Source organism: Streptomyces sp. SID1328 (assembly GCF_009865595.1).
In the GTDB taxonomy this organism is placed as follows: domain Bacteria; phylum Actinomycetota; class Actinomycetes; order Streptomycetales; family Streptomycetaceae; genus Streptomyces; species Streptomyces griseoluteus.
Map to the genome: position 1 here is coordinate 1 of NZ_WWKH01001045.1, position 5,044 is coordinate 5,044.

4 protein-coding genes are annotated in these 5,044 nt (G+C 73.2%); 2 read left to right on the top strand and 2 right to left on the bottom strand.

All coding sequences use genetic code 11. The features are described from left to right. Positions 1 to 272 precede the first annotated feature (272 nt). Positions 273 to 1,097, top strand: coding sequence for a serine protease (locus GT030_RS33755; protein ID WP_161204320.1), 825 nt, complete (start codon positions 273 to 275; stop codon positions 1,095 to 1,097). 12 nt (positions 1,098 to 1,109) lie between these two features. On the opposite strand, the gene GT030_RS33760 is transcribed toward GT030_RS33755, so the two are convergent. Together GT030_RS33760 and GT030_RS33765 are read right to left on the bottom strand one after the other, a co-directional pair. Then, entirely contained in the window at positions 1,110 to 2,720 is a 1,611-nt protein-coding gene (locus GT030_RS33760) for a D-aminoacylase (RefSeq protein ID WP_161204321.1), read from the bottom strand. Between the two features lie 12 nt (positions 2,721 to 2,732). Further along, positions 2,733 to 4,010, bottom strand: coding sequence for an amino acid deaminase (locus GT030_RS33765; protein WP_161204322.1), 1,278 nt, complete (start codon positions 4,008 to 4,010; stop codon positions 2,733 to 2,735). Between the two features lie 136 nt (positions 4,011 to 4,146). Between GT030_RS33765 and GT030_RS33770 the strand changes: the two genes are divergently transcribed. After that, the coding region (locus GT030_RS33770; protein WP_161204323.1) for a sugar kinase at positions 4,147 to 5,044 on the top strand (898 nt) is incomplete at its 3' end.

The window sequence follows — 5,044 nt, forward strand, 5'->3', positions numbered from 1 at the left end:
CCCGCGGACGCCACCGCCGTCGAGGAGGCCCCGCCGTCCACCGCCCCCGCGACGACGGCCACCGTTCCCGTGGTCTCCCCCACCCCGGCTTCCACCGATACGCCCACCCGCGGCGGCAAGCGGCACCGGCACCGCTGAGTCCGACGGGCCGTCGGCCCGGCGTCTCCGGGTGACGCCTCCTTGTCCTCTCTCGCCAACCCGATAACAATGCGCATGACAATACGGGCGCCGGAGGCTCTCCGGTCGCCCGCTTCCGCAGAGAGGACCCCCACATGAACAAGCCTCTCCTGGCCGCGCTTTCCGCCGTGGCGCTCGCCGGGTTCGGCGCGACTCCGGCCGTGGCCGCGCCGCACGTCAAGGCGGTGACCGTCGACTTCGCCGGAACGGTGTCGCTCAGCAACTGTTCCGGCTCCGTCGTCCGGCTGCCGAACTCGGCGGACAGCGACCCCGCGCTGGTGCTGAGCAACGGGCACTGCCTGGAGACGGGCTTCCCGCAGCCCGGCCAGGTCATCACCGGCCAGTCCTCCAGCCGCACCTTCGGCCTGCTGAACTCGGCCGGCACCAAGGTCGCCACGCTCCGCGCCAACCAGGTCGTGTACTCGACCATGACCGACACCGACGTCACCCTGTACCGGCTGACCACCAGCTACGCGGCGATTCGGAGCTCGTACGGCATCAACGCGCTGCCGCTGAGCGACACCCACCCGGTGGCCGGCAGCGGCATCAAGGTCGTCTCCGGCTACTGGAAGCGGATCTACTCCTGCAACGCGGACGGGTTCGTGTACCGGCTGAAGGAGGGCGGCTGGACCTGGAAGGACTCGCTGCGCTACACCGCCGCCTGCGACACCATCGGCGGCACCTCCGGCTCCCCGGTGATCGACACCGCCACCGGCAAGGTCGTCGCCGTCAACAACACGGGCAACGAGGACGGCCAGTCCTGCACCGAGAACAACCCGTGCGAGGTCGACCAGAACGGCAAGGTCACGGTCCGTCAGGGCATCAACTACGCCCAGGAGACCTACCAGATACCGGCCTGCTTCACGACCGGCAACAAGCTCAACCTCGCCGCGGCCGGCTGCACGCTGCCCAAGCCCTGACCGCCCCGACCGTCACACCGGGGTACGGCGCACCGACCGGCCCGCCAGCACGTCGGTGCGCCGCCCGTCCTCGATGACGAACCGTCCGTCCACCAGGACGTGCGGAATCCCGGCCGGGAGCGTCCTCGGCTCCGCGAAGGTGGAGCCGGCGGCGACGGTGGCCGGGTCGAACAGCACCAGGTCCGCGCGATAGCCCTCGCGCACCAGGCCCCGGTCCGGCAGCCGCAGCCGGGCCGCGGGCCGCGAGGTCAGCCGGGCCACGCACTCCTCCAGCGACAGCACGCCCAGCTCGCGGACGTACGTGCCGAGATAGCGCGGGAAGGTGCCGTAGGCGCGCGGATGCGGCTTGGTGCCCTGGAGGATGCCGTCCGAGCCGCCGGTGTGCGCGCGGTGCCGCATGATCGCGCGGACGTTCTCCTCGTGGCCGACGTGCTGCAGGATCGTGGTGCCGAGCCGGTCCTCGACCAGCAGGTGCCGTACGGTCTCCCACGGCTCCTCGCCGCGCAGCCCGGCCACCTCCTTCACCGTGCGGCCGACGTACTCGGCCAGCGCCGGGTTGGTCACGCCGGAGATCTCGATCGTCTCCCACTCCGCCGGTACGCCGTGGCAGCCGTCGGAACCGGTGACCTCCAGGTGGTGCCGGACGCGTTCGGCGGTGGCCGGGTCGGTGAGCCGTGCCAGGATCCGCGCCGGGCCGCCCTCGCTCGCCCAACTGGGCAGCAGGGCCGCCAGGGTGGTGGAGCCGGGGGTGTAGGGATAGGTGTCCAGGGTGAGGTCGGCGCCCGCGTCCAGGGCCGCGTCGAGCAGGGCGAGCAGCTCGGGGGCGCGGCCCTCGTTGACGCCGAAGTTCATGGTGGCGTGCGCCAGGTGCAGCGGGCAGCCCGCCTCCCGGGTGAGGGCGACCATCTCGGCGTACGCCTGAAGGGCGCCCGCGCCGTAGGAGCGGTGGTGCGGGCAGTAGTAGCCGCCGTAGGAGGCCACCACCCGGCACAGCTCGGTCAGTTCGGCGTCGCCCGCGTACATGCCGGGGGTGTAGGTGAGGCCGGAGGAGAGGCCGACCGCGCCCTGTTCCAGGCCCTCCGCGACCAGGTTCCGCATCCGGTCCAGCTCGGCCGGGGTCGCCGGGCGGTCCTCCCAGCCGACGACCAGCGCGCGGACCGTGCCCTGCGGGACGAGGTAGGCCGCGTTGACCGCGATGCCCTCGTCCAGCCGGTCGAGGTACTCGCCGACCGAGCGCCAGTCGAAGTCGAGGTCGTCGCCGTAGCCGTTCCAGCCCGTGATGGCCCGGCGGACCTCCTCCAGGGTGCGGTCGTCGACGGGGGCGTACGACAGGCCGTCCTGGCCCAGGACCTCGAGGGTGACGCCCTGGGCGGCCTTGGCGCTGTGGTCGGGGTCGCGCAGCAGGGCCAGGTCGGAGTGGGCGTGCATGTCGATGAAGCCGGGGGAGAGGACCAGGCCCTCCGCGTCCAGCTCGCGCCGGGCGCGCGGGCGCTGACAGCCCGCCGCCGCGGCCTCCTTGACGATGGAGACGATCCGGCCGCGGTCGACCACCACATCGGCGCGGTAGGCGGGCGCCCCGCTGCCGTCGACCACGTCGGCGTCCCGGATGACGAGTTCTTCCATGGCGCTGCCCTCCTAGAAGAACGTACGGATGTACTGCACGACCGTGCCGTCCGCCTCGGCCACCGGGATGAGCTGCCACTTGTCGAAGCTGGTGCAGGGGTGGGACAGACCGAAGCCGATCCAGTCGCCCACCATGACATCGGCCTCCGGTGTGGTGGCCAGCCACATGTGCTGGTCCGACAGGGCGGTCACCGTGATACCGGTGGCCGGGTGCTCGGCGCCGTCCCGGCGTACGACCTGCGCCTCGGGCTTGTCCAGGTCGTAGGCGGCGTCGCGCTTGCCCGCGTTGACGAACGCCTGGCCGGGCTCCGGGCGCGAGACCACCTGCGCCCACAGCCGGAACGCGGGCTCCAGCGCGCCCTCCTGGGGCACCCGGTTGAACGGGGTGATGCGGCGGTAGTGGCCGTCGTCGTGGGAGACGTAGGCGCCCGAGCGGAGCAGCTTCAGCACCGGGCGGGACAGCTCGGGTACCTCGGCGAACACCTCGGCCACCGTGTCGAACCAGGCGCTGCCGCCCGCACTGACCACGATCTCGTCCGCCTCGCCGAAGAGGCCCCCGGCGTCCAGGGCGCCGGCGAGCGCGGTGAGCCGGCGCAGGTAGGCGGCGACCCGCTCGGGATCGGCCTTCGGCACCTCGCCCTCATAGCCCGCCACGCCGACCAGGCGCAGGGTGCCGGTGGCGGCCACGGCGGCGGCGATCTCCGCGCACTCCGCCTCGGTACGGGCACCGGTGCGGGCGCCCTCGCCGGCCGCCAGCTCCACCACCACGTCCAGCGGGCGGGCGGCGCCGGTGAGGGCCGCGTCCATCAGCTCGACCCCGCGCACGGAGTCCACGTAGGTCACGAGGCGGAAGTCCGGGTCGGCGGCCAGCTCGGCGGCGACGCGGCGCAGCGCGGCCGCGTCCACCAGCTCGTTGGCGAGGAAGATCCGCTGGACGCCGAACTCCCGTGCCACCCACACCTGATGAGGTGCCGCGACCGTGATGCCCCAGGCGCCGTGCTCGATCTGCCGGGCGAAGAGCTGAGGTGCCATCGAGGTCTTGCCGTGCGGGGCGAAGGCGAGGCCGTGCCGGGCCGCGTACGTCTCCATGAGCGCGAGGTTGTGCGCCAGGCGCTCGGCGGACAGGGCGAGGACGGGAGTGGCGAAGCCGCCGGTGAACAGATTGCGGCGCTCGGCGGCCAGCTCGCCCACCGTCAGCCCGGCGGCGTCCGGCGGAAGGCCCTTGAAACGGTGGTCGACCCGTTCCCCGGCGAGCTCGGCCAGGGCGTCGGAACCGGTCTCATGGGCCATACGAGCCTCCTGATCAGCGTCGTTGCACTCTCTGCAACGTCCATTGCGTATGTCGCTCCATGCTGTCTAACATCTCGGCCAACACCGGGTCAACGAAGTCGTCACCCCGGACCACCGACGAGGAGCCGAGACCATCGTGACCGCCGACGGACCGTCCAGCGCCGCCCCCGACACCGTGGATGTCGTGGACGTCGTCGCCCTGGGCGAGTCCATGGTCGCCTTCCTCCCCGACCGCCCCGGCCGCCTCGCCGACGTGCCCGCCTTCCAACGGGGCATCGGCGGCGCGGAGTCCAACGTGGTCTGCACCCTCGCCGCCGCCGGGCACCCGGCCCGCTGGGTCGGCCGGGTCGGCGCCGACGGCTTCGGGCAGCACCTGGTGGAGCGGATCGGCTCCTACGGCGTCGACACCGGCGCGGTCCGCGTGGACCCGGACCGGCCCACCGGCGTCTACTTCCGCACCGCCGCCGACCGGGCCACCGACGCCCACGAAGTCGCCTACTACCGCGCCGGATCGGCCGCCTCCGCGATGGCCGTGGACAACACCGACCTCGCCGCGCTGGACGCGGGCCGCGTGCTGCACCTCTCCGGGATCACCGCCGCGCTGTCACCGGGGTGCCGGGAACTGCTGCACATCCTGACCGCGCCGCGCGAGGGGCGCCCGGTGGTGTCCTTCGACGTCAACCACCGCCCCGGCCTGTGGCGTGAGGCCGAGGACGCCCTGGTGCTGCTGGACCTGGCCCGGCGGGCCGACATCGTGTTCGTCGGCACCGACGAGGCCGAGGACGCCTGGGGCACGCGGGGCGGGGTCGAGGCGGTCCGGCGACTGCTGCCGGAACCGCGGGTGCTGGTCGTCAAGGAGGGCCCGCTCGGCGCGACGGTGTTCGCGCGCACGGACACGGGTGAGTCCGCCGTGCACGTGCCCGCCCTCACCGTCGACGTGGTGGCCACCGTCGGCGCGGGCGACGCCTTCGCCGCCGGGTTCCTCTCCGCCACCCTGCGCGGGCTCCCCGTGCGCGACCGGCTGCGGCACGGCC

Bases quoted from the DNA above. Each gene is read 5' to 3' on its own strand.
- GT030_RS33755 (WP_161204320.1), top strand. From the start codon at position 273: ATGAACAAGCCTCTCCTGGCCGCGCTTTCCGCCGTGGCGCTCGCCGGG.
- GT030_RS33760 (WP_161204321.1), bottom strand. From the start codon at position 2,720: ATGGAAGAACTCGTCATCCGGGACGCCGACGTGGTCGACGGCAGCGGG.
- GT030_RS33765 (WP_161204322.1), bottom strand. From the start codon at position 4,010: ATGGCCCATGAGACCGGTTCCGACGCCCTGGCCGAGCTCGCCGGGGAA.